A 22463-nucleotide genomic window follows, 5' to 3' on the forward strand; every position below is an offset into this window, starting at 1 on the left:
GGGCACTGACCCGGGCCGCGTGGGTGGGAGCCCGCGGTGTGGTGCCGCGGGCCGGGTGCGGGGAGAACGGCGAGACTATGGACGCGGACGAGGGCAAGCCCACGAAGGGCGAGTGGTGGAGCCGCCCCCGGCCGAGCGCGGGGCGCTCCGACTCCGAGGGGGACGACGGCGACTGGCATCTGCCGGCGCCTGCGGCCCCGGCCGCTTCCGGAGATGTGGCACCGGCTGCGCAGGGCGACGCCGGTGAGAGCGCCGTTACCGATGTCGCCGTGGTGTCCGCCCCGCTGACGGAGGAAACCGCCCCGGAGCAGCTCCCGGCGACTCCGGCGGCCCTTGCGCCCCCTGCGGTCCCCGAGCCCCCTGTGGCACCCACGGCCCCCGAGCCTCCGGCCGCCGCCGAGCCCGCTGACACCCCGCGTCCCCTGCACGACCCCGATCCGTACAGCACGCCGCCGTACGGCGAGCCCGGGCCGTGGGCGCCGGCACCGCCGGTGCAGCACCCGGGCGCCACCCCGGCCCAGGGCACGCCGACGGCACCGGCCGGGCCGCAGACGCCGTACGAGACGACGCCGCAGCCTTTGGCCCCGCAGCCCCTGGCCCCGCACACGCCGGCGGCAGGCGCCCCGGGATCGCAGCCGCAGTCCCCGGCCCCGCACACGCCGGCTGCGGGCACGGCCGTACCGCAGCCGCAGCCGCAGCCGCAGCGGCAGCCGCAGACCTTGGCCCCGCACGCGCCGGCGGCAGGCGCCCCGGGATCGCAGCCACAACCACAGCCACAACCACAGCCCCCGGCCCCGCACACGCCCGCCGCAGGCGCCCTGGGACCGCAGCCGCAGCCGCACCCCCAACCTCAACCTCAGGCGTACCCGGCCCCGGCCCCGGCCTCTGCCCCGGCCCCGGCGCAGCCCGAGCTGGTCCCCGGGGGCGGGGGCGGCGTGCCGGTGGGGGTCGGGCCCTGGCAGCAGTACGACCCGTGGGCCGGGCCCGTGTCGCTGTCGCAGGGCGCCGGGGGCGTCGGGGTGCGGCCGCGGCGCGGGCGGCGTGGCCTGGTGCTCGGTGCCGTGCTGATCGCGCTGGTCTCCGGCGGGGTCGGCGGCGCCGTCGGCTCGTACCTGGAGCAGGGCGGCGGCACGGACGTCGAACTCCCGCAGGCGGGCGCCGAGTCCACGCACCGCGCCCCCGGCAGTGTCGCGGGAATCGCCGCGAGCGCGCTGCCCGGCGTCGTCACGATCCACACCAAGGGCGCCTCCGAGCAGGGCACGGGCACCGGCTTCGTGCTCGACCACCGGGGCCACATCCTCACCAACAACCACGTCGTGCAGCCGGCGGGTCCCGGTGGCGAGATATCGGTCACGTTCGCCGGGGGCGAGAGCGCGGCCGCCGAGGTCGTCGGGCACGACACCGGGTACGACCTGGCCGTGATCAAGGTCGACGGAGTGCGCGGCCTCAAGCCGCTGCCGCTCGGCAACTCCGAGAGCGTGCAGGTCGGCGACCCGGTCGTGGCCATCGGCGCCCCGTTCGACCTGGCCAACACGGTCACCTCCGGCATCATCAGCGCCAAGGACCGGCCGATCACGGCGGGCGGCGAGAAGGGCGACGGGAGCGACGTCAGCTACGTCGACGCGCTGCAGACCGACGCGCCCATAAACCCCGGCAACTCCGGCGGCCCGCTCGTCGACTCCAAGGCCCGCGTCATCGGGATCAACAGCGCCATCCGCTCCGCCGACAGCGGTTCGGAGCTCGACGGCGGCCAGGCGGGCTCCATCGGCCTCGGCTTCGCGATCCCGATCAACCAGGCCAAACGCGTCGCCGAGGAACTGATCAACACCGGCAAGGCCACGCACCCCGTCATCGGCGTCACCCTCGACATGGACTACACGGGCGACGGCGCGCGCGTGGGCACGAAGGGCAACAACGGCGGTTCGGCCGTCACCCCCGGCGGGCCCGGCGACAAGGCGGGCATCGAGCCGCGTGACGTGATCACCGAGGTGGACGGCACCCCGGTGCACTCCGGCGAGGAGCTGATCGTCAAGGTCCGCGCCCACCGCCCCAAGGACAAACTGGTCATCACGCTCGAACGGGGCGGAAAGGAACGGAAGGTGACGCTCGTTCTGGGCTCGGCCGACGGCGACTGACCGGACCGGCCGGCCGACGGCCGGTCCTTCACCGGTCAAAGTCGGGTACAGGTGATCCCGGACGTCGCCCAGTGGCTACCAAACAGACAGGAACGCCGGGTACCGTGGACCGGTCCGATGCCGGACCCTGCCGAAGACCTGCTACTGAAGACCACCGCGGGCCGAGGACACGCTAGGAGTGCAAGGTGTTCAACGACATTGGCCTACCGGAGGTCATAGCGCTTGTTGTGCTGGCCGTGCTCGTGTTCGGCCCGGACAAGCTGCCGCAGGTCATTCAGGATGTCGCGCGCACCATCCGCAAGATCCGTGAGTTCTCGGACAGCGCGAAGGAAGACATCCGCAAGGAACTGGGCCCGGAGTTCAAGGACTTCGAGTTCGAGGACCTGAACCCCAAGACGTTCATCCGCAAGCAGTTGGACAGCGACGAGCTGGGGCTCAAGGAGATCCGCAACGGCTTCGACCTGAAGAAGGAAATGGCCGAGGTCGGCGAGGCCGTGCAGACCGTCGGTGACGTGCGGGACGACGCGCCCGCGATCGGCGGCTCCTCCTCCGGCGGCGGTTCCTCCAGCGGCCGTGTCGACATGACCAAGGGCCCTGACCTGGAGAAGCGTTCCGAGCCGTCGGAGAAGCCGGCCAAGGACACGCCGCCGCCCTTCGACGCCGACGCGACCTGAACCACACCACTCGAAACCGGGCCCTGTGGACCCGGTGTGGCATCCTGCCTTGTTGTTGCGCGGACCGGACGTGAGAACGCCCGAGGGGGGCGGGCCGCTCCGGTCCGTAACTGAGCGAGGAGGCGGCCGGGTACATGGAGACGACGAGTCGGGTGGGCGCGCAGGCGCCGGCCACCGAGGGGGCCGGTCAGGTTCCCACGGCCCGGCGCACGGTCGACGGATACCTGCTGGCGTCCTTCCCGTGGTACGGCCTCGACGAGGCCTTCACGGGACCGCGTTGGCTGATGCAGGTCGGCACCACGGCGGACGGATCCGTCGAGCACGGCTCGATCGGGCACGGTGACGAGCCCTCCGTACGCAGCGAGGGCACTGAGGACACCGAGCGGTTCGCGGTCGTGGTGACCGTCGCCGCCAATCCGGTACGACGCAGCGCCGACGGCACGGGCGTCCTCGAGGCGACGTCCGTCTCCTCGGCGGCCTGGCTCGCCGGGGTCGGACTGCTCTCCTTCACCTGGCCCGGACAGATGGACCACACGCTCCGGGACGACTGGCTGGACCAGCAGACGGAGACGGCGTGGGTCCTCGCGGACGACCTCGGGTCGTCGGACTGGGCCACGCTGTCACTGCCGGTGGACGGCGTCCCGACGGAGTTCCACTACCGGGAGTCCGAGTACGGGTGGGTGCTGGCCGGGTCGACGCAGGCCGGAGTGCATCTCGGCGCGTACGGGCGGGGGATGAGCGCGTACGGTCTCGGCTTCTCGGTGGTCAAGGACATCGCCGAGTACGCCTGAGTGGCTGCCGGGTGAGTACGGCCCCGCGCCCCTTACCGGGACGCGGGGGACCGTCCCTCAGAACTTGTTGCGCGGCGTGATCCCCAGCGACATGCCCGACAGGCCGCGCTGACGGCCGCCGAGCTTGCCCGCGATGGCGCGCAGCGCCGAGCCGGCCGGGGAGTCGGGGTCGGACAGCACGACCGGCTTGCCCTCGTCGCCGCCCTCGCGCAGGCGCACGTCGATGGGGATGGAGCCGAGGACCGGTACCTCGGCGCCCGTCGTCCGCGTCAGGCCCTCGGCGACGAGCTTGCCGCCGCCGGTGCCGAAGACGTCGACCATCTCGCCGCAGTGCGGGCACGGCAGGCCCGACATGTTCTCGACGACACCGACGATCTTCTGGTGCGTCTGCACCGCGATCGAACCCGCGCGCTCGGCGACCTCGGCCGCCGCCTGCTGCGGCGTCGTCACGACGAGGATCTCGGCGTTCGGGACCAGCTGCGCGACGGAGATCGCGATGTCACCGGTGCCGGGCGGCAGGTCGAGGAGCAGGACGTCGAGGTCGCCCCAGAAGACATCGGCCAGGAACTGCTGGAGCGCGCGGTGCAGCATCGGGCCGCGCCACACCACCGGCGCGTTGCCCGGCGTGAACATGCCGATCGAGATGACCTTCACGCCGTTCGCCGACGGCGGCATGATCATGTTCTCGACCTGGGTGGGCTTGCCGTCGGCGCCCAGCATGCGCGGCACGGAGTGGCCGTAGATGTCCGCGTCGACGACGCCGACCTTCATGCCCTCGGCCGCCATCGCGGCCGCCAGGTTCACGGTCACGGAGGACTTGCCGACGCCGCCCTTGCCGGACGCGACCGCGTAGACCCGGGTCAGCGAGCCGGGCTTGGCGAACGGGACCTCACGCTCGGCGGTGCCGCCGCGCAGCGCGGCGGCCAGCTCCTTGCGCTGCTCGTCGCTCATCACGTCGAGCGTGACCTGGACGTCGGTGACGCCCTCGACGCGCAGGACGGCGTCCCGCACGTTGTTCTCGATCGTCGAGCGCATCGGGCAGCCCGACACGGTCAGATACACGGTGACCGCGACGGTTCCGTCCGCGCCGATGTCCACCGATTTGACCATCCCCAGCTCGGTGATGGGTCGCTGGATCTCGGGGTCGTTCACTGTCGCGAGTGCCTCGCGCACCGCGTCTTCGCTAGCCATACGACCGATAGTACGGCGCGGTAACCGGGGCACGGAAAGCCCCGTCAGCGGTCGTCTACGTCACGTACCCGTTCCCCGTCGGCCGGGAATACCCCGGCCCGGTGCTGTTCCTCCAGCTCCTTGAGGAGGTCCTGCAGTTCGGAGCGGATCCAGTCGCGGGTGGCGACCTCGCCGAGGCCGATCCGCAGGGCCGCGACCTCACGGCTCAGATACTCGGTGTCGGCGATGGAGCGCTCGTTCTGCTTGCGGTCCTGTTCGAGGTTGACGCGGTCGCGGTCGTCCTGCCGGTTCTGCGCGAGCAGGATCAGCGGAGCGGCGTAGGACGCCTGGAGCGACAGCATCAGCGTCAGGAAGATGAACGGGTACTCGTCGAAGCGCAGATCCTTGGGCGCCGCGATGTTCCAGATCACCCACGCGATGATGATCACCGTCATCCAGACGATGAACCGCCCCGTCCCCAGGAACCGGGCGATGCGCTCCGACAGCCGTCCGAAGGCCTCGGGGTCGTACTCCGGCAGCAGCCTGCGGCGCGGGGCGCGCGGCTGGTCGAGGCGGATGCGCGGGCGGCGCGGGGCCTCGGACGTGCGCTGGTCGCGTTCCTCAGTCGCCATGGTTCACCTCCCCCGAGAGGTGGAACTCCTGCTCGCGCCAGTCGTCGGGGAGCATGTGGTCCAGGACGTCGTCCACGGTCACGGCGCCGAGCAGCGACCCGCTCTCGTCGACGACGGGCGCGGCCACCATGTCGTACGTCGCGAAGAACCCGGCGATCTCCGGGAGTTGGGCGCCGGGCGAGAGGGCCTGGAGATCCTCGTCGAGGATCGAGCTGACCATCGTGTACGGGGGATCGCGCAGCAGCCGCTGGAAGTGGATGGTGCCGAGATACTTGCCGGTCGGAGTCTCGTCCGGCGGCCGGCACACGTAGACCTGCGCGGCGAGCGCGGGGGACAGGTCCGGGTTGCGTACGCGGGCGAGCGCGTCGGCGACCGTCGAGTCGGGCCGCAGCACGATCGGCTCGGTCGTCATCAGACCGCCCGCGGTCTTGTCCTCGTACGCCATCAGGCGCCGCACGTCGGCCGCTTCGCTGGGCTGCATCAGCGTGAGCAGGCGCTCCTTGTCCTCCTCGGGGAGCTCGCTCAGCAGGTCGGCGGCGTCGTCCGGGTCCATCTCCTCCAGGACGTCGGCGGCCCGCTCCTCCTTCAGCTTGCCGAGGATCTCGATCTGGTCGTCCTCGGGCAGCTCCTCCAGGACGTCGGCGAGCCGTTCGTTGGTGAGCGCGGCGGCGACCTCGGCGCGGCGCTTGGGGGAGAGGTGGTGCAGCACGTTGGCGAGGTCGGCGGGGCGCAGCTGCTCGAAGGTGGCGAGCAGGCTCTCGGCGCCCTGCCCGTGCTCCTCCAGGGAGAACCCGGCGACCGCCGACCAGTCCACGGTGAGCGCCTCGCCCTTGCGCCGGAAGGTGCCGCCCTTGCCCTTGCGCACGAAGACCCGGTCGATCTCCCAGTCCCTGCGGGCCGGCAGCTGCTGCACGGAGACGTCCAGGACGGTGACCTCCTCGCCCGACTCCACGAGCCGCACCCGCCGGTCGAGCATCTCGCCCAGCACCAGGCGCTCGGTGGGGCGCTGCTCGAAGCGCCGGACGTTGAGCACGCCGGTGGTGATGACCTGGCCCGACTCGATGCCGGTGACCCGGGTCATGGGCAGGAAGATACGGCGCCGCGTGGACAGCTCGACGACGAGGCCCAGCACCCGGGGCGGCCGTTTGCCCACCCGCAGCATCGCCACCAGATCGCGCACCCGGCCGACCTGGTCGCCGTTGGGATCGAAGACCGGGACGCCGGAGAGATGGGAGACGAAGACCCGGTGGGCGACTGAGGCCATCCCGCGCGCCCTCCTTTTCCTGTGCCTTCGCGCTCTTACATCCGTACATACGAACAATCCGTGGTTCAGGCTAGCTGTTCCCCGGCACGCCCGCCCTCGCGCGCCGGAGCGCCGGGACCCACACGGGTAACCGCAGATCACCCGGGTACGCTGCCGTACCTGCCCGCCCGTCTCCCCCCACCGTGCTCGACCGAGGGCGCTACGCGCCGCCCCCACCTTCCTTGCCGCTTGCCGTACGAGAGGTAGTCCCGCCCGTGACCGCTTTCGCCCTGGACCGCCGTACCCGCAGGACGCTCCTGGCCGGAGCGATGTGCGCGGGACTCGCGGGAGGGCTCGCGGCGTGCTCGGACGATCCGGACGCCGGCACCAACGGGGTCGGCAAGCTGGAAGCGGCCACGATCCAGGCCCGTACGGTCAGGGCGGCCCAGCGCGCCGACGCGGTGCACGTCGCCGGCACGGTGGTCAGCGGCGGCCGGACCTACAAGCTCGACATGCGGCTCAAGGACGAGGGCGGCACGGGGTCGGTGACGACGGGCGACAGCACGTTCCGGCTGCTGCGGGTCGGCGAGCACCTGTTCCTCAAGGCCGACGCGGACTTCTGGACGCACTCCGACGACGACGCCACGAGCGGGCACGGCGGGGACGCCGCCGCCGACAAGCTCGACGACAAGTACGTGAAGGTGCCGACCGGCGACCCCTCGTACAAGCGGCTGAGCACCTTCACCGACAAGGACGTGCTGCTCGACGGGCTGCTCACGCTGCACGGCACCGTGGCGAAGGGCGACCGCGGCTCCTCCGGAGGGGTACGGACGATCGCGCTCACCGGGGACGAGGGAGCGGGTGGCACCCTCGACGTCTCGCTGGAGGGCACCGCGTACCCCATGCGGCTGGAGCGGGCCGGTGGCGCCGGGGCGCTCCAACTGACCGACTGGGGACAGAACTTCACGCTCCGCGAGCCGGACGCCTCCGACACCGTGGACTACGGGCAGCAGCTGCCGTCGTCCTGATCGGGCGGCCGCGCGGACTCAGCCCCGCTTGCGGCGCGCCAGCAGCCGGGGCAGCCCGGCCGGGACCGGATTGCGGGTCGTGGCGGGCGACGCGGGTGGCGGCGCGGCCAGTGAGCCCGCGCCCGCCGGGACCGGGGCCGCGCCCCGCACCGGCTCAAGGCGCAGCACCCGGCACTCCCGGGCCCACCGCTCGGTCATGGTCTCCGCGTCCGGGGCGTTCAGCCGCTTGCCCTTCAGCTCGCCGACGGCCGCCTCCCAGGCCTCGCCGCCGGGCGTCAGCTCGACGACCTTCGCCTGCCAGCCGACGAGCCGGCCGCCCTTGTCCTTGCTGCGCACGGTGACCGTGGCGGCCCCGCCGTCGGTGAGGCCGGGCAGCGGCTGCTCGCCGGGCCCGTCGCCCACCACGTGCGCCGCGCCCTCGTGCCAGACGTGCCACAGCGCCCGCTCGACACCGGTGCCGCGCACCCAGATCAGCCCGGACTTCTTCGTGGCCTCCTCGACGAGGGCGGCATCGAGCAGTTCAGCAGTCGTCATGCGGCAAGCGTAGCCGTGGCGTTCACAGCCAGCCGTTGCGCTTCAGGGTGCGGTGGATGGTGATGCACGCCCCGACGGTGACGGCGAGGACCAGCGGGTAGCCGAACCGCCAGTGCAGTTCCGGCATGTACTTGAAGTTCATGCCGTACACACCGCAGACCATGGTCGGCACGGCGACGATCGCCGCCCACGCGGTGATCTTGCGCATGTCCTCGTTCTGGGCGACGGACGCCTGCGCCAGGTTGGCCTGGAGGATCGAATTGAGCAGTTCGTCGAAGCCGATGACCTGCTCCTGGACGCGCTCCAGGTGGTCGGCGACGTCACGGAAGTACTTCTGGATGTCCGGGTCGATCAGCCGCATCGGCCGCTCGCTCAGCAGCTGCAGCGGGCGGCGCAGCGGGGCCACGGCCCGCTTGAACTCCAGCACCTCGCGCTTGAGCTGGTAGATCCGCCCGGCGTCGGTGCCGCGCGGACCGCCCTTGCCGGTCTGCGAGAAGACATCGGTCTCGACCTCGTCGATGTCGTCCTGCATCGCGTCGGCCACTGCCAGATAGCCGTCGACGACGTGGTCGGCGATGGCGTGCAGGACTGAGCTGGGCCCCTTGGCGAGCAGCTCGGGCTCTTCCTGGAGGCGGCGGCGCAGCGCCCGCAGCGAGCCCTGCCCGCCGTGCCGGACGGTGATGAAGAAGTCCCGGCCGGTGAAGCACATGACCTCGCCGGTCTCCACGACCTCGCTGGTGTCGGTGAGTTCGGCGTGCTCGACGTAGTGGATGGTCTTGAAGACGGCGAAGAGCGTGTCGTCGTACGGCTCCAGCTTGGGCCGCTGGTGGGCGTGGACCGCGTCCTCGACGGCCAGCGGGTGCAGGCCGAACTCGGCGGCGATCCCGGCGAACTCCTCCTCGGTCGGCTCGTGCAGGCCGATCCAGGCGAAGCCGCCGTCGCGGCGCACCTGGAGGCGGGCCTCGCGCGGCGTCAGGCAGTCGCCGGACTCGACGCGGGCGCCGTCGCGGTAGACCGCGCAGTCCACGACCGCCGAGCAGGCCGAGGGGTCGCGGGTCTGGTCGTACGAGGAGCGCGCCTCGTTCTCGTACGGGGCCACGCTCTTGCGCAGCGAGGGGCGGACGGCGGCACGCAGGTCGCGAATCATCGACATGGGCAGGCTCCTTCGCGGGCGGGAGCCGCCGGCAGGGGCCGAAAATCGGAACTACCCGGAATGAGGACGTCCTGGCGAGCGGGACATGCTGCACGTCCACAAAGCGGGGAGCACCGCACCGGCGCCGGGGCGGCTTCGCTTACTGATTCAGCTGCTTCGGATCTGGCAGATCGGAAGGATCAGGCGTTGACGAAGTGCTCTTCCGGCACGCGCGGGCAGCCCGAGGAACCGCTGACTGCGACTGCGAAGTGAGATACGGGCCTATCGGCCGGAAGAACGGGTGGTACTGCACGGTCGACTTCGATCCATGACAGCCCCACCTCCTCCGGCCGGTCCCCCGTGGGGGACGTCTCATCCCCTCGTGGAGGACGTCTGCGGGTCGGGATCCGAGAGCACGCTCCGCGTACCGTCCCGACCAGCGGCCAACACTATCAGCCGACTGAAGAAGCAAGCCCCGCCTTTACCCGTTCCATGCGAGTTCTATGCTCGCGGGATGGGAGATGTTCTTGCGCTTGTAGAGGCCCGGCTCCGTACGGCCCTGGGCGAGCCGGACGCGCGCGCGGCGGTCACGTTCCTCGGCACCGACCGCATCGAAGTGCTGCGCTTCACGGGCGGCGACACCGAGGGGGTCGTGCGCTACGCGACCCTCGGGATGTCGGCGGCCCCGATGTCCGACCCGACCGCGGCCCTCGCCGACCCGGTCAAGGGGCCGCGCGCGGAACTGGTCCTGACGGTCCGTGCGGGCCTCGCCGACACCGACAAGGTGCTCCGCCCGCTCGCGGTGCTCGCGGCCTCGCCGCAGGTGGAGGGCGTGATCGTGGCCCCGGGCGCGTCGCTGGACGTGGGCGAACCGCTCTGGCCGGACGCCCCGTTCACCTCCGTCCTGGTGGCGGAGCCGGGAGGCTTGGTGGAGGACCTGGAACTGGACGAGCCCATGGATCCCGTACGTTTTCTGCCGCTGCTGCCCATGACGCAGAACGAGGCGGCCTGGAAGCGGGTGCACGGCGCGGCCGCGCTGCAGGAGAAGTGGCTGAACGGCGGGACGGACCTGCGCGATCCGCTGCGCAGGTCCGTCTCCCTCGACTGACGGTCAGTCGGCGAAGACGGTGACGCCGTCCTCGGTGGCGTGCTTCGGCTCCAGCTCCTCGGCCTCGTGGGTGAGCGCGCTCCTGCGCACCCCGACCACGACCGCGCCGAGGACCGCCGTGACCGCGGCGACCACGAACGGGATGTGGATGTTGCTCCACTCCTCGATCTTCGGGGCGAAGTAGGGCGCGGCCGCGGCGGCGAACCACCGGACGAAGTTGTAGCCGGCGGAGGCCACGGGCCGCGGCGCGTCCGAGACGCCGAGGGCCAGCTCGGTGTACACGGTGTTGTTCACGCCGATGAAGGCGCCGGACAGGATCGTGCAGACGATGGCCGCGGTGTGGCTGCCGTAGCCGAGCACGAGCACGTCCACGGCGAGCAGGACCAGCGAGCCGCCGAGCACCTTGAGCGAGCCGAACCTGGCCTGCATGCGGGGCGCCACGATCACCGAGAACAGCGCGAGCAGCACACCCCAGGCGAAGAACACGCCGCCCGACTTGTACGGGGTCATGTCCAGCACGAACGGGGTGAAGGCCAGCACCGTGAAGAACGTGTAGTTGTAGAAGAACGCCGAGACCGCAGCCGAGGCGAGGCCGCCGTGGCCCAGCGCCTTGATCGGGTCGAGCAGTGAGGTCTTCTGCGCGGGCTTCGGCTGTTCCTTCAGGAACAGCGTGATGCAGACGAACCCGACGGCCATCAGCGCGGCGGTGCCGAAGAAGGGGTAGCGCCAGCTGGCGTTGCCGAGCAGGGCGCCCACCAGCGGCCCGCACGCCATGCCGAGGCCGAGCGCGGACTCGTAGAGCAGGATCGCCGCGGCGGAGCCGCCGGCCGCGGCGCCGACGATGACGGCCAGCGCGGTCGACACGAACAGCGCGTTGCCCAGGCCCCATCCGGCGCGGAAGCCGACCAACTGGCCGACCGAACCCGAGGTGCCGGCGAGCGCCGCGAAGACGACGACCAGCGCGAGCCCGACGAGCAGGGTCTTCTTGCCGCCGATCCGGCTGGAGACGAACCCGGTCACCAGCATCGCGATCGCGGTGATGAGGAAGTACGAGGTGAAGAGCAGGGAGACCTGACTCGGTGTCGCATCGAGGCCCTGCGCGATGGACGGCAGGATCGGGTCGACGAGCCCGATGCCCATGAAGGCGACGACGGATGCCCCGGCGGTCGCCCAGACCGCCTTCGGCTGACGCAGGATGCCGCCGGCACCTGCGTCGAACGTGTCCCCTTCGGCGGGACCTCCTGTACTGCTGTGGCTCATGCCCGTGACCTCTTCCGTCGAGATGGTTGACGTATGCACATAATAAGTTAGAGCCGCTAATTAATGCAAGCTACATCTATATTTACCCGTGAGGTCGGGAGGTACCGGCGCACTCCGGACGGGTGATCGTCCTTGACGCGGCGCGGGACGGGGAGGACCGTGGGGCCCTATGAGGGGCGAACCCAGTTGCCCGAAGTGTGGTGGCCGGGTCAGGGCTCCCGGACTCTTTGCCGACTCCTGGCAGTGCGATGTGCACGGGACCGTGCATCCGCTGCAGCCTGTGATCCCGCCCAGCGTCGAGGCCCTCAGTGTCGTGGTGCGTCGCGCCGAGGTACCCGTGTGGATGCCGTGGCCCCTGCCCGTCGGCTGGCTCTTCACGGGCGTGGCCAACGCGGGGGACGACCGGCACGGCGGCCGCGGCACCGCCGTCGCCTGCTCGGGGCCCGCACCGCTCGGCGGCATCGGTGAGCTGGTGCTCGTCGCGGAGGAGCTCGGCGTCGGCCTCGGCGCCCGCTACGCCGGCATCGACGGGCCCGACCCCGGACCGCACATGGACGTCGTCGGCCCGCCGCACGCCAAGGTGGTCGCCGCCGGGCGGCCCACCCCGCTGTGGCACGTGCAGGGCGCCCCCGACGACCGCGCCGTCTTCGCCGGCGAGGCGCGCGGCCTGTGGCTGTGGGCGATCGTCTGGCCCGCCCAGTCCGGACTGCTGATGTACGACGAGCTGGTCCTCACCGATCTGCGGGACGCGGGCGCCGAGGTGGAACTGCTGCCGTGCGGGGCGCTGTCGCCGCGCATCATGCAGTGACGCCGGGCCCGCGCCGACGCTGTGGGCGGCCGGTGAGGGCGCTGTACGAGTAAGGGGTCCGGCCCGGGTTCGGCCGTGACCGGGGTGCGTGAAATCCCCGTTATCCTTGTGGGGCCCCACCTGTCGGCGGGGCCCCTTCCGTTGTCCGTCCGAGAGCCTGGAGTACGCAGCCGTGCGCATCGATCTGCACACCCACTCCACCGCTTCCGACGGCACGGACAGCCCGGCCGAGCTGGTGCGCAATGCCGCCGCCGCGGGTCTGGACGTCGTGGCGCTCACCGATCACGACACCACGCGCGGGTACGCCGAGGCGATCGCGGCGCTCCACGGCCTGTCGACGGGGCTCACCCTCGTCACCGGCGCGGAGCTCTCCTGCCGCGTCGACGGCGTGAGCCTGCACATGCTGGCGTACCTCTTCGACCCGGAGAACGCCGAACTGCTCGCCGAGCGCGAGCTGGTCCGCGACGACCGGGTGCCGCGCGCCAAAGGCATGATCGCCAAGCTGAACGACCTCGGCGTCCCGGTCACCTGGGAGCAGGTCGCCCGCATCGCGGGCGACGGCTCGGTCGGCCGCCCGCACATCGCCACCGCGCTCGTCGAGCTCGGCGTCGTGCCCACGGTCTCCGACGCGTTCACCGAGCAGTGGCTCGCCAACGACGGCCGCGCCTACGTCGACAAGCACGAGACCGACCCCTTCGAGGCGATCCGCCTGGTGAAGGCGGCCGGCGGCGTCACCGTCTTCGCGCACCCGGGCGCCGCCAAGCGTGGTCGGACGGTCCCGGAGACGACGATCGCGAAGCTCGCCGAGGCCGGTCTCGACGGCATCGAGGTCGACCACATGGACCACGACGAGCCGACCCGAGAGCGTCTGCGCGGCCTCGCCGCCGACGTGGGCCTGCTGACCACCGGCTCATCGGACTACCACGGCAGCCGCAAGACGTGTGTGCTCGGCGAGTACACCACCGACCCCGAGATCTACGGGGAGATCACGCGCCGCGCCACGGGCGCCTTCCCGGTGCCGGGCGCCGGCGGGCAGCGCGCCTGACCGACGTACACCGACGCGCGGCCGGTCCGCGTGCGCCCGTACGCCCCCTCCCGCTCACCCTCTCCCCTTCACGCGCGCTCCCGCACGCGCTCGACCCCGCAAGGCAAGCCCCACTGTGTTCGACGTCGCCGTCTTCGGATCCCTTTTTCTCACGCTTTTCGTGATTATGGATCCCCCCGGAATCACCCCGATCTTCCTCGCCCTCACCGCGGGCCGTCCCGCCAAGGTCCAGAAGCGGATGGCCTTCCAGGCCGTCTGCGTCGCCTTCGGTGTCATCGCCGTCTTCGGCGTCCTGGGCCAGCGGATCCTCGACTATCTGCATGTCTCCGTGCCCGCCCTGATGATCGCGGGCGGCCTGCTCCTGCTGCTGATCGCGCTCGATCTGCTGACCGGCAAGACGGACGAGCCGAAGCAGACCAAGGACGTGAACGTCGCCCTGGTCCCGCTCGGCATGCCGCTGCTCGCCGGGCCCGGCGCCATCGTCTCGGTGATCCTCGCCGTCCAGAAGGCCGACTCCTTCGCGACCCAGGTCTCGGTCTGGACCGCGATCCTCGCGATCCATGTCGTCCTCTGGGTCGTCATGCGGTACTCGCTGGTGATCATCCGCGTCATCAAGGACGGCGGCGTGGTCCTGGTGACCCGGCTCGCGGGCATGATGCTCTCGGCGATCGCCGTGCAGCAGATCATCAACGGCGTGACCCAGGTGATCCAGGGCGCCTGAGGCCCCGCCGGGCGGGTCCCGGTACGCGCGAAGCCCCCGTACGCACCGTGCGTACGGGGGCTTCGAAGTGTGTGAGTCGCTGTCCGTTACGAAGCGGACGACTCGGCCGGGCGGATGTAGAGGCGCTGCCCGATGGCAGCGGCCTGCTGAACGATCCGGTTGACGGAGGCGGCGTCCACGACGGTGGTGTCCACGGCGGTGCCGTCGACGTCGTCGAGTCGCATGATTTCGAAGCGCATGGGCTTCTCCCTTCGTCTGGTGATCCTCCTGAAGGAGAACTACTGGTGCAGGTCAACAGTGTTGCCCCGCCGTACGGCCAGGCGGTTGCCTGACCGTTAAGAGTGGATTGCGTGGCTACAGTGCCCCGCGTTCTGTATGGGTACAACGGGTTGCCCCCTGCAAACATTCCCTACGCTAAGGAAATTTTTCGAGAACCTAATTACTCGTGAGTAGCGGGACTGGTTGTACACAGGGCGTGACCGCCGGGACAATGGCTGCGATGAACGACGACACCCCGGCGCAGGCCGACCTGGCCACTCGTATCGACGTCACGAACGACCTGCTCAGGCGGATGCTCGCCGAGGTCGCGAAGACGCCGTCGACCCATGCGATCTTCGTCGACGCCGGTTACCTGTACGCCGCCGCAGGGCGTCTGGTCGCGGGCACCGAGGACCGGCGCGCCTTCGACCTCGACGCCGAAGGGATCATCGACGCCCTCATCGACAAGGCCCGCACGATCTTCGCGGACAGCCGGCTGCTGCGCGTGTACTGGTACGACGGCGCGCGGCGCCGCATCCACACCACCGAGCAGCAGTCGATCGCCGAGCTGCCCGACGTCAAGGTCCGCCTCGGCAACCTGAACGCCAACAACCAGCAGAAGGGCGTCGACTCCCTCATCAGGAGCGACCTTGAATCACTGGCCAGGCACCGCGCCATCAGCGACGCCGCCCTGCTCGGCGGCGACGAGGACCTGGTCTCCGCGGTCGAGGCGGCGCAGGGCTACGGCGCGCGCGTCCACCTGTGGGGCATCGAGGCCCCGGAGGGCCGCAATCAGGCCGAGCCGCTGCTGTGGGAGGTCGACAGTCAGCGCACCCTCGACCTCGAATTCGTGAAGCCGTATGTCTCGCGCCGCACCACCGCCTCGTACGAGAACGCGGACCAGCCCCGCCCGGGCCGCGACCAGGTCCGCTTCGTCGGGGCCCAGATCGCGGCGCACTGGCTGGGGGAGCGCGGCACGGAAGCCCTCGTCCAGCTGCTGCCGGGCTACCCCTACCTGCCGGGTTCCGACGACCAGAAGCTGCTCGTCGAGGCGGAGGAGATGCTGCAGTACTCGCTGCGCGGCCAGGCCGATCTGCGCCGGGCGCTGCGCGACGGGTTCTGGAGCCATCTTCAGGCGCAGTACTAGGGCGTGTGCCGAAAGTCCCCTACGCCCCGCTCCGCGGTCTGCCCGTGCCCGCCGACGCGGTGGCCGCCGACGCGGTGGCCGCGGCGGACGGCCGGTTCTGCTGCCGCGGGCCGGTCTCGGGGGCGGCCGGTTCTGCTGCCGCGGGCCGGTCTCGGTCCGGCTGTTCAGCCCGGGCGGCCCGGCCGGCAGCGCCCCGACTTCCTTGGCTTCGGTCCCGTTGCGGCCGCGGGCGGTTATCTGCTCGACCTCGACGCCGACGGGCGTTTCGGTACGCCGCGCGCGTGCGCGCCGGACGCCGCGGGGCAGGGGGCACCTCCCAGCGGTGGCGGGGGGAGGGGCTTTCGGTGCAGGCCCTAGCCCTGCCGGCTCGACCGGTTCGGCGTGCGGCCGTCCCAGAACGCGGCCAGCGCGGCCGCCGTCTCCAGCGGGCGGTCGGTGTTGGGGGAGTGCTCGGCGCCCGCGATCACGGAGCGCTCGGCGCCCAGGCGGCGCGCCATCTCGTCGAGCAGCGGCACCGGCCAGGTGTCGTCGCGCTCGCCCGAGACCACGTGCACCGGTGGCGCGAGCGCGGCCAGCTCGTCGACCCGGTCCGGCTCGGTGCACAACTGCCGCCCGGTGGCGATGAGTTGGGCCGGACTGTTCGCCATCCAGCGGCGCCGCAGATCGTCCCGTACGCCGCCCGTGTCGTCGCGTACGTCGGCCGCGTCCTCGGGCGGTTCGAGGGCCTGGATGGCCTCCCAGACCTGCGCCATGTCGAGCGCGGCGAGCGCGTCCTGGAGCAGTTTCACCCGCTGCTGCTGGGGCTCGGCGACGGCGGCGGGACCCGACGCCATCAGGGTCAGTGACGCGAACGGTGCCGGATCCGCGATGACCGCCGCCCGCGCGATCAGCCCGCCGAGCGAGTGCCCCAGCAGATGGACCGGGCCCGGTGCGTCGAGCGCCGCGACCTGGGCGAGCACGTCCTGCGCCAACTCGGCCTGGGCGTAAGGGGATTCGTCGTCCTTCGGGCCCTGCGACTCGTACTGCCCGCGCCCGTCGACGGCGACCGTCCGGTACCCGGCGGCGCCCAGCGGGGCATGCAGCGCGATGAAGTCCTCCTTGCTGCCGGTGAACCCGGGCAGCAGCAGCGCGGTCCCGCGCTCCGGACGTCCGGGCTCCGGTTCCCCGGTGAGCGCCGCGAACTCGCCTCTGGCGGTGCGCAGAAGGTGCGCGCGGGTGCCGGGCGGCGGCGTGAAGGTGACGGGCCTGCTCATGCCGTGAGCGTACGGGGTGGGGTGCGGCCGGGCGACAGGGAGCCGGAGCCGGGCGTACGCGCAAGGCCCGGACCCCGCGTGCTGCGGGATCCGGGCCTTCTACGGCGTGCTACCGGCCGGTGCCGGGCCGACGGGCTCAGGCCTCGGGGGCCACGGCCTTCTTGCGCGTGCGTCGCGGCTTGGCGGGCGCCTCGGCGGCGTCGGCCTCGACCGGAGCGGCGGCCACGGCCTTTTTGCGGGGCGCGCGCTTCGGCTTGGCCTCGGCGACGGTCTCCTCCGCGGGGGCGGCGGCGACGGCCTTCTTGCGGGTGCGCGTGGCGGGCTTGGCCTCGACGGCCTCCGCCGTGTCGACCGCGGCCTCCGCCTTCTTGCGCGTACGGCGCGGCTTGGCCTCCGCGGCCTCCTCGGCGACCTCGGCCGGGGCGGCGGCGACGGCCTTCTTGCGCGGGGCGCGCTTCGGCTTGGCCTCGGTGACGGTCTCCTCCCCGGGGGCGGCGGCGACGGCCTTCTTGCGGGTCCGCTTCGGCTTGGCCTCGACGGCCTCGGCCGTGTCGAGCGCGGCCTCGGCCTTGGCGTCCACAGCGGCGACGGCCTTCTTGCGCGGGGCGCGCTTCGGCTTGGCCTCGGTGACGGTCTCCTCCGCGGGGGCGGCGGCGACGGCCTTCTTGCGGGTGCGCGTGGCGGGCTTGGCCTCGACGGCCTCCGCCGTGTCGACCGCGGCCTCCGCCTTCTTGCGCGTACGGCGGCGCGGTGCGGCCGGGGCCTCCTCGGCCTCGGCCGGCTGCGCGACCTCGACGGCCTCGACCGTCTCGACGACGGCCTCGGCCGCCTTCTTGCGGGTGCGGCGGCGCGGCTTGGCCGGGGCCTCGGCCTCGACGACCGGCGCGGTCTCGACGACGACCGGCGCGGTCTCGACGACCACCGGCGCGGGCTCGGCGACCGGCGTGACCGGAGCGGCCACCGTCTCGGCGGCCTGCGTCCCGACGGCCGGGGCGCCCTGCGCACCACCGCGCGTGCGGCGGCGACGCCGCGGCGTCCTCGGCTCGGCGGAAACGGTCCGCTCGTCGTCCGCGACCGGCGTCACCGGAGCGGCGGCGGCAGCGGTGCCCTCGGCGGCCAGCGGCTCGCCGGCCCGGGTACGACGACGGCGGCGCGGGGTGCGCGCCGGACGCTCGCGCTCCTGCTCGCGGTCCCGGTCACGGTCACGGTCGCGGTCGCGGCCCTGGCCGGGGCGGCCACCACGGCCACCGCGCGACGAGGCGCCGCGGCCACCGGTCTCGCCCAGGTCCTCGATCTCCTCGGCGTCGAGCCCGGCGCGGGTGCGCTCCGAACGCGGCAGGACACCCTTGGTGCCCGCCGGGATGTTCAGCTCCTCGAAGAGGTGCGGGGACGACGAGTACGTCTCGACCGGGTCGTTGAAGTTCAGCTCAAGAGCCTTGTTGATCAGCTGCCAGCGCGGGATGTCGTCCCAGTCGACCAGCGTGATCGCGGTACCGGTCTTGCCCGCGCGGCCGGTGCGGCCGATGCGGTGGAGGTACGTCTTCTCGTCCTCCGGCGACTGGTAGTTGATGACGTGCGTGACGCCGTCGACGTCGATGCCGCGCGCGGCGACGTCGGTGCACACCAGCACATCGACCTTGCCGTTGCGGAACGCGCGCAGGGCCTGCTCGCGGGCGCCCTGGCCGAGGTCGCCGTGGACCGCGCCGGACGCGAAACCGCGCCGCTTGAGCTGGTCGGCGATGTCGGCGGCCGTGCGCTTGGTGCGGCAGAAGATCATCGCGAGCCCGCGGCCGTCGGCCTGCAGGATGCGCGAGACCATCTCGGGCTTGTCCATGTTGTGCGCGCGGTACACGTGCTGCGAGATGTTGCGCACGGTCGCGCCCTCGTCGTCCGGCGCGGTGGCGCGGATGTGCGTGGGCTGCGACATGTAACGGCGGGCCAGGCCGATGACGGCGCCCGGCATGGTCGCCGAGAACAGCATCGTCTGACGCTTCGCCGGAAGCATGTTGATGATCTTCTCGACGTCGGGCAGGAAGCCCAGGTCGAGCATCTCGTCGGCCTCGTCGAGGACGAGCGCCTTCACGTGCGAGAGGTTGAGCTTCTTCTGGCCGGCGAGGTCGAGGAGTCGCCCGGGCGTACCGACGATCACGTCGACGCCCTTCTTGAGGGCCTCGACCTGGGGCTCGTAGGCGCGACCGCCATATATGGCCAGAACGCGCACGTTGCGCACCTTGCCGGCGGTGAGCAGGTCGTTGGTGACCTGCGTGCACAGCTCGCGCGTCGGGACGACGACGAGCGCCTGCGGGGCGTCGGTGAGCTGCTCGGGCGTGGCCCGGCCGGCCTCGACGTCCGCGGGGACGGTGACGCGCTCCAGCAGCGGCAGACCGAAACCGAGGGTCTTGCCCGTACCGGTCTTGGCCTGGCCGATGACGTCCGAGCCGGAGAGGGCGACGGGGAGGGTCATCTCCTGGATGGGGAAGGGGGTGATGATGCCGACGGCCTCAAGGGCCTCTGCCGTCTCGGGAAGAATGCCGAGCTGGCGGAACGTGGAGGTCGGCGAAGTCTGCGTAGTCAGGGTGTTGCCTCTTCTGTGAGGTGCGGTACGAGGCGAACGCGGGGGTCTTGACCGTGCCAGTGCCGTGCCTTTGGTACGCCGGTCCTGATCCGCTGACGCGGACGGTCCGGATGGCGCGGGACCACTGCCGACGCTCGAGCGCTCGTGCCGCTGAGGGCCCCTCCTCGATCCGTACGCCTTGTGACGTACGACCCGGAGGGCTGTCGGGTCGGAGCCGATCGGGCCTCCGACCGGGCATCCTCATTCGTGCGGCCCGTCGGATGTACGCGCAAACGGCTCAGCGGTGGTACGCAGACCGGCTTGCACTCGGCGGGCTCTTTACCACCATACCCCGGAAAGGCGCATGTGCGATGGCCGAATTGGTCACGTAGCCGTCGTCACACTCTTTGACCAGGGACTTCCCGGCGGCGGCGAGCGGGCTATTGTGCGCTCCATGGAGACGTCTGACAACGCCAAGCCCGCCACCGGAGCGACCGACGCGACCGAGACTCCGACCGGGATCGCCGCCCAGGACTGGGCCACCGCGTCCGCGGACGACAACTACCGCGCCGCCGTCGTCGACCTGCTCGGCGCCCTCGCGTACGGCGAGCTGGCGGCGTTCGAGCGGCTCGCCGAGGATGCCAAGCTGGCGCCGACGCTCGCCGACAAGGCGGAGCTGGCGAAGATGGCCTCCGCCGAGTTCCACCACTTCGAGCAGCTGCGCGACCGGCTCTCGGCGATCGGCGCCGAGCCGACCGAGGCGATGGACCCGTTCGTCAGTGCCCTCGACGGCTTCCACAAGCAGACCGCGCCGTCGGACTGGCTGGAGGGCCTCGTCAAGGCCTACGTGGGTGACTCGATCGCCTCCGACTTCTACCGTGAGGTCGCGGCCCGGCTCGACACCGACACCCGCTCCCTGGTGCTCGCGGTGCTCGACGACACGGGGCACGCCTCGTTCGCCGTCGAGAAGGTGCGCGCCGCCATCGACGCCGAGCCGCGCGTGGGCGGCCGGCTCGCGCTGTGGGCGCGGCGCCTGATGGGCGAGGCCCTGTCGCAGTCGCAGCGGGTGGTCGCCGACCGCGACGCCCTGTCGACGATGCTGGTCGGCGGCGTCGCCGACGGCTTCGACCTGGCCGAGGTCGGCAAGATGTTCTCGCGGATCACCGAGGCCCACACCAAGCGGATGGCGGCGCTGGGCCTCGCGGCCTAGGCCTACGCGTACGGAGTCAGCTGCTGCCGCGCTCTGCCCCGGGTGGGGCGCAGCAGCAGCGACAGCAGGGCCACCGCCATCACGACGGAGCCCCCGAGCGTGGCGAGCACGTGGCCGGGACCCAGTGAGGTGTGGGTGACGAAGGCGCCGAACAGGGCGCCGATGACTCCGGTGGGCAGCACCAGCGCGCGTGACGGCAGCCGGTGGGGGAGTCGGTGGCTCGCGGCCCAGGCCAGGGCCAGGCCGAGCAGTGCGGAGCCAAGGGCTTCAAGAAGCATGGTGAGGGTCCCTCCCGCGCGGCCAGTAGGTGCAAATCGGTCCTAGCCGGTCTACCCCTGGGGCCCGGAATGCAATCCTCCCTGTGTGCATTCGCTGTGCTCGTGCTGTGCGTGCGAGAACGTGCGCGGGAACGTGCGCGAGAACGTGCGCGAGTACGTGCGCGAGAACGTGCGCGAGAACGTGCGCGAGTACGTGCGCGAGAACGTGCGCGAGAACGTACGAGAAGGGCCCGGCGGCAGACTGCCGTCGGGCCCTTCTCACTGTCTCTCCGGTGCACTGCCCGGACTGCTACAGGGGGCCGAAGCCCACCTTCCGCACCGCGGGCTCGCCCAGTTCCACGTAGGCGATACGGTCCGCCGGCACCAGGACCTTGCGGCCCTTCTCGTCCGTCAGGGAGAGCAGCTGCGCCTTGCCGGACAGCGCCGCGCCCACCGCGGACTCGACAGCCTCGGCGGACTGGTCGCTCTCCAGAACGATCTCGCGGGGCGTGTGCAGCACGCCGATCTTGACCTCCACGGCCTTGTCCCTCCGACGATCCGTGATGTGCGCGGACGACCGCGCCGTACGCAGCAAAGATTAGCCCGCCCGGCCGAGGCTCCCGGGGCCACGGCTGCACGCCAAGAGCGAACAGCGGAACGGGAACAAAACGGGACGGCCGTCGTCGGCCGGTGCCACAGGGGTCAGTGGTGCTCGACGCCGTGCAGCGGGAACCCGGCGATTCCGCGCCACGCCAGCGAGCTGAGCAACTGCACCGCCTTGTCGCGCGGCACCGGGCTCGCGCTGGACAGCCAGTAGCGGGCGACGACCTGCGAGACGCCGCCGAGTCCGACCGCGAGCAGCATCGACTCGTCCTTCGACAGGCCCGTGTCCTCGGCGATCACGTCGGAGATGGCCTCGGCGCACTGCAGGCTGACCCGGTCGACACGCTCGCGCACCGCCGGCTCGTTCGTCAGGTCCGACTCGAAGACCAGGCGGAACGCGCCGCCCTCGTCCTGGACGTACGCGAAGTAGGCGTCCATGGTCGCCTGCACGCGCTGCTTGTTGTCGTTCGTGGAGGCCAGCGCCGTGCGCACCGACTGGAGCAGGGACTCGCAGTGCTGGTCGAGCAGGGCCAGGTAGAGCTCGAGCTTGCCCGGGAAGTGCTGGTAGAGCACCGGCTTGCTGACCCCGGCGCGCTCGGCGATGTCGTCCATCGCGGCCGCGTGGTACCCCTGTGCGACAAACACCTCCTGGGCCGCGCCCAGAAGCTGATTGCGTCGGGCTCGGCGCGGCAGGCGTGTGCCCTTGGGGCGCGCTGCCTCCGTCTGCTCGATGGCTGTCACGCCGCCTCCCAAATCGTCCGTGTGCGGTGTGCGCCGCGCCGTCATCGTACTTTTGGGTAACCAGGATGTGCGCGGTGCGAGCGCAGAATTTCACGGACCGGACGTCTGTGAAAACCGCCTGTAGCGGCCCCCTGGTCGCAAAGTGGCGCATACCGACGC

22 protein-coding genes are annotated in these 22463 nt (G+C 71.6%); 10 read left to right on the forward strand and 12 right to left on the reverse strand.

Annotation, left to right across the window (positions count from 1 at the left end; all coding sequences use genetic code 11):
• The first annotated feature begins 77 nt into the window (after positions 1–77).
• The 3 genes from J3486_RS38155 (at position 78) to J3486_RS38165 (ending at position 3600) form a co-directional block, all read left to right on the forward strand.
• Positions 78–2135, forward strand: a complete 2058-nt coding sequence (locus J3486_RS38155; RefSeq protein WP_207828475.1) for a trypsin-like peptidase domain-containing protein — start codon at positions 78–80, stop codon at positions 2133–2135.
• Between the two features lie 185 nt (positions 2136–2320).
• Positions 2321–2809 (forward strand): sec-independent translocase, encoded by a 489-nt coding sequence (locus tag J3486_RS38160; RefSeq protein WP_207828476.1) that lies wholly within the window; start codon positions 2321–2323, stop codon positions 2807–2809.
• A 134-nt stretch (positions 2810–2943) separates the two neighbouring features.
• Complete coding sequence (locus J3486_RS38165) at positions 2944–3600, forward strand: hypothetical protein (protein WP_207828478.1); 657 nt, start codon at positions 2944–2946, stop codon at positions 3598–3600.
• Positions 3601–3657: 57 nt separating this feature from the next.
• Here the strand turns inward: J3486_RS38165 and J3486_RS38170 are convergent, their stop codons facing one another.
• Genes J3486_RS38170 through J3486_RS38180 form a run of 3 tightly spaced genes read right to left on the reverse strand, consistent with a single transcriptional unit; the run spans position 3658 to position 6666 of the window.
• Positions 3658–4791 (reverse strand): Mrp/NBP35 family ATP-binding protein, encoded by a 1134-nt coding sequence (locus J3486_RS38170; RefSeq protein ID WP_207828479.1) that lies wholly within the window; start codon positions 4789–4791, stop codon positions 3658–3660.
• Between the two features lie 44 nt (positions 4792–4835).
• Complete coding sequence (locus J3486_RS38175; protein WP_207828481.1) at positions 4836–5402, reverse strand: DUF1003 domain-containing protein; 567 nt, start codon at positions 5400–5402, stop codon at positions 4836–4838.
• Complete coding sequence (locus J3486_RS38180; protein ID WP_207828482.1) at positions 5392–6666, reverse strand: magnesium transporter MgtE N-terminal domain-containing protein; 1275 nt, start codon at positions 6664–6666, stop codon at positions 5392–5394. Before J3486_RS38180 ends, J3486_RS38175 begins: the two co-directional genes overlap by 11 nt.
• A gap of 308 nt (positions 6667–6974) precedes the next feature.
• Between J3486_RS38180 and J3486_RS38185 the strand changes: the two genes are divergently transcribed.
• Complete coding sequence (locus J3486_RS38185) at positions 6975–7673, forward strand: hypothetical protein (RefSeq protein ID WP_207828552.1); 699 nt, start codon at positions 6975–6977, stop codon at positions 7671–7673.
• Positions 7674–7691: 18 nt separating this feature from the next.
• Here J3486_RS38185 and J3486_RS38190 read toward each other — a convergent pair whose 3' ends face one another.
• Entirely contained in the window at positions 7692–8207 is a 516-nt protein-coding gene (locus J3486_RS38190) for a hypothetical protein (RefSeq protein WP_207828484.1), read from the reverse strand.
• A gap of 22 nt (positions 8208–8229) precedes the next feature.
• On the reverse strand, positions 8230–9360 hold the full coding sequence (locus J3486_RS38195) for a magnesium and cobalt transport protein CorA (protein ID WP_207828485.1): 1131 nt from the start codon (positions 9358–9360) through the stop codon (positions 8230–8232).
• A 493-nt stretch (positions 9361–9853) separates the two neighbouring features.
• Here J3486_RS38195 and J3486_RS38200 point away from each other — a divergent pair, with 493 nt between their 5' ends.
• Entirely contained in the window at positions 9854–10447 is a 594-nt protein-coding gene (locus J3486_RS38200; protein WP_207828486.1) for a suppressor of fused domain protein, read from the forward strand.
• 3 nt (positions 10448–10450) lie between these two features.
• On the opposite strand, the gene J3486_RS38205 is transcribed toward J3486_RS38200, so the two are convergent.
• A complete protein-coding gene (locus J3486_RS38205) occupies positions 10451–11707 on the reverse strand; it encodes an MFS transporter (protein ID WP_207828487.1) in 1257 nt (418 codons plus the stop codon).
• 169 nt (positions 11708–11876) lie between these two features.
• On the opposite strand from J3486_RS38205, the gene J3486_RS38210 reads away from it, so the two are divergent.
• From J3486_RS38210 to J3486_RS38220, 3 genes are all read left to right on the forward strand, one after another.
• Positions 11877–12515, forward strand: a complete 639-nt coding sequence (locus J3486_RS38210; RefSeq protein WP_207828488.1) for a DUF6758 family protein — start codon at positions 11877–11879, stop codon at positions 12513–12515.
• Between the two features lie 172 nt (positions 12516–12687).
• Complete coding sequence (locus J3486_RS38215) at positions 12688–13560, forward strand: PHP domain-containing protein (RefSeq protein WP_207828489.1); 873 nt, start codon at positions 12688–12690, stop codon at positions 13558–13560.
• 115 nt (positions 13561–13675) lie between these two features.
• The gene (locus J3486_RS38220; protein ID WP_207828490.1) at positions 13676–14281 is read left to right on the forward strand and encodes a MarC family protein; all 606 of its coding nucleotides are present in this window, start codon (positions 13676–13678) and stop codon (positions 14279–14281) included.
• 86 nt (positions 14282–14367) lie between these two features.
• Here the strand turns inward: J3486_RS38220 and J3486_RS38225 are convergent, their stop codons facing one another.
• The gene (locus tag J3486_RS38225; protein ID WP_181512666.1) at positions 14368–14520 is read right to left on the reverse strand and encodes a hypothetical protein; all 153 of its coding nucleotides are present in this window, start codon (positions 14518–14520) and stop codon (positions 14368–14370) included.
• A 251-nt stretch (positions 14521–14771) separates the two neighbouring features.
• Here J3486_RS38225 and J3486_RS38230 point away from each other — a divergent pair, with 251 nt between their 5' ends.
• Positions 14772–15686, forward strand: coding sequence for an NYN domain-containing protein (locus J3486_RS38230; protein ID WP_207828491.1), 915 nt, complete (start codon positions 14772–14774; stop codon positions 15684–15686).
• Positions 15687–16039: 353 nt separating this feature from the next.
• On the opposite strand, the gene J3486_RS38235 is transcribed toward J3486_RS38230, so the two are convergent.
• Both J3486_RS38235 and J3486_RS38240 read right to left on the reverse strand, forming a co-directional pair.
• On the reverse strand, positions 16040–16939 hold the full coding sequence (locus J3486_RS38235; protein WP_207828493.1) for an alpha/beta fold hydrolase: 900 nt from the start codon (positions 16937–16939) through the stop codon (positions 16040–16042).
• A gap of 136 nt (positions 16940–17075) precedes the next feature.
• Positions 17076–19403, reverse strand: coding sequence for a DEAD/DEAH box helicase (locus tag J3486_RS38240; protein WP_207828495.1), 2328 nt, complete (start codon positions 19401–19403; stop codon positions 17076–17078).
• A gap of 535 nt (positions 19404–19938) precedes the next feature.
• On the opposite strand from J3486_RS38240, the gene J3486_RS38245 reads away from it, so the two are divergent.
• Complete coding sequence (locus J3486_RS38245; protein WP_374194824.1) at positions 19939–20703, forward strand: ferritin-like fold-containing protein; 765 nt, start codon at positions 19939–19941, stop codon at positions 20701–20703.
• Positions 20704–20705: 2 nt separating this feature from the next.
• Here the strand turns inward: J3486_RS38245 and J3486_RS38250 are convergent, their stop codons facing one another.
• The 3 genes from J3486_RS38250 to J3486_RS38260 all read right to left on the reverse strand — a co-directional run bounded on the left by J3486_RS38250 (position 20706) and on the right by J3486_RS38260 (position 22304).
• Entirely contained in the window at positions 20706–20981 is a 276-nt protein-coding gene (locus J3486_RS38250; RefSeq protein ID WP_207828497.1) for a hypothetical protein, read from the reverse strand.
• A 289-nt stretch (positions 20982–21270) separates the two neighbouring features.
• The gene (locus tag J3486_RS38255; RefSeq protein WP_207828498.1) at positions 21271–21498 is read right to left on the reverse strand and encodes a DUF3107 domain-containing protein; all 228 of its coding nucleotides are present in this window, start codon (positions 21496–21498) and stop codon (positions 21271–21273) included.
• Between the two features lie 164 nt (positions 21499–21662).
• Complete coding sequence (locus tag J3486_RS38260) at positions 21663–22304, reverse strand: TetR/AcrR family transcriptional regulator (protein ID WP_207828499.1); 642 nt, start codon at positions 22302–22304, stop codon at positions 21663–21665.
• Positions 22305–22463: the final 159 nt, after the last annotated feature.

Origin of the sequence: Streptomyces sp. VRA16 Mangrove soil (assembly GCF_017377775.1) — a bacterium.
In the GTDB taxonomy this organism is placed as follows: Bacteria; Actinomycetota; Actinomycetes; order Streptomycetales; family Streptomycetaceae; genus Streptomyces.

Bases quoted from the DNA above. Each gene is read 5' to 3' on its own strand.
- J3486_RS38190 (WP_207828484.1), bottom strand. From the start codon at position 8,207: ATGACGACTGCTGAACTGCTCGATGCCGCCCTCGTCGAGGAGGCCACG.
- J3486_RS38210 (WP_207828488.1), top strand. From the start codon at position 11,877: ATGAGGGGCGAACCCAGTTGCCCGAAGTGTGGTGGCCGGGTCAGGGCT.
- J3486_RS38180 (WP_207828482.1), bottom strand. From the start codon at position 6,666: ATGGCCTCAGTCGCCCACCGGGTCTTCGTCTCCCATCTCTCCGGCGTC.
- J3486_RS38225 (WP_181512666.1), bottom strand. From the start codon at position 14,520: ATGCGCTTCGAAATCATGCGACTCGACGACGTCGACGGCACCGCCGTG.
- J3486_RS38185 (WP_207828552.1), top strand. From the start codon at position 6,975: ATGTGCGCGGGACTCGCGGGAGGGCTCGCGGCGTGCTCGGACGATCCG.
- J3486_RS38165 (WP_207828478.1), top strand. From the start codon at position 2,944: ATGGAGACGACGAGTCGGGTGGGCGCGCAGGCGCCGGCCACCGAGGGG.
- J3486_RS38175 (WP_207828481.1), bottom strand. From the start codon at position 5,402: ATGGCGACTGAGGAACGCGACCAGCGCACGTCCGAGGCCCCGCGCCGC.
- J3486_RS38230 (WP_207828491.1), top strand. From the start codon at position 14,772: ATGGCTGCGATGAACGACGACACCCCGGCGCAGGCCGACCTGGCCACT.
- J3486_RS38235 (WP_207828493.1), bottom strand. From the start codon at position 16,939: ATGAGCAGGCCCGTCACCTTCACGCCGCCGCCCGGCACCCGCGCGCAC.
- J3486_RS38195 (WP_207828485.1), bottom strand. From the start codon at position 9,360: ATGTCGATGATTCGCGACCTGCGTGCCGCCGTCCGCCCCTCGCTGCGC.
- J3486_RS38200 (WP_207828486.1), top strand. From the start codon at position 9,854: ATGGGAGATGTTCTTGCGCTTGTAGAGGCCCGGCTCCGTACGGCCCTG.
- J3486_RS38155 (WP_207828475.1), top strand. From the start codon at position 78: ATGGACGCGGACGAGGGCAAGCCCACGAAGGGCGAGTGGTGGAGCCGC.
- J3486_RS38250 (WP_207828497.1), bottom strand. From the start codon at position 20,981: ATGCTTCTTGAAGCCCTTGGCTCCGCACTGCTCGGCCTGGCCCTGGCC.
- J3486_RS38205 (WP_207828487.1), bottom strand. From the start codon at position 11,707: ATGAGCCACAGCAGTACAGGAGGTCCCGCCGAAGGGGACACGTTCGAC.
- J3486_RS38170 (WP_207828479.1), bottom strand. From the start codon at position 4,791: ATGGCTAGCGAAGACGCGGTGCGCGAGGCACTCGCGACAGTGAACGAC.
- J3486_RS38240 (WP_207828495.1), bottom strand. From the start codon at position 19,403: ATGACCCTCCCCGTCGCCCTCTCCGGCTCGGACGTCATCGGCCAGGCC.